Source organism: Vibrio sp. YT-19(2023) (assembly GCF_033337395.1).
Genome location: NZ_JAWOQN010000893.1, coordinates 1 through 566 on the forward strand (window position 1 = coordinate 1; position 566 = coordinate 566).

General features: G+C 50.7%; 1 protein-coding gene. It reads left to right on the forward strand.

All coding sequences use genetic code 11. From position 1 onward, the window contains the following. Positions 1-511: acyl-CoA dehydrogenase family protein (locus tag R7E78_RS29030; protein ID WP_318059005.1), on the forward strand; the 511-nt coding region annotated here is incomplete at its 5' end. Positions 512-566: the final 55 nt, after the last annotated feature.

Here is a 566-nt window from a genome sequence, read left to right on the forward strand (position 1 = left end):
CTTCAACAATTGCAAAGTACCTAAAGAAAACATTCTCGGAGCACTCAATTGTGGCGTCGAAGTATTGATGAGTGGGCTTGATTACGAGCGCGTTGTTTTAGCTGCTGGCCCACTCGGCATTATGCAAGCGTGTATGGATATCGTCGTCCCCTACGTGCATGAGCGCAAACAGTTCGGCAAATCCATCGGCGAGTTTCAGCTTGTGCAGGGCAAATTGGCCGACATGTACTCACGTATGAACGCTGCCAAAGCGTACGTCTACACCGTCGCAGCGGCTTGTGATCGTGGTGAATGCACGCGCAAAGATGCCGCTGGGGTGATTTTGTACAGCGCAGAATTGGCAACACAAATGGCGCTCGACGCCATTCAGCTACTCGGCGGTAATGGCTACATCAATGAATACGCAACCGGACGCCTTCTGCGTGACGCAAAACTGTATGAAATTGGCGCAGGAACCTCCGAAATTCGCCGAATGCTCATCGGGCGCGAATTGTTTGAGGAATCACGCTAGCTCCTGATTCACTCGCTAGGAAAAGGAAGTCATCATGGCCATCATAAAAAGCAAA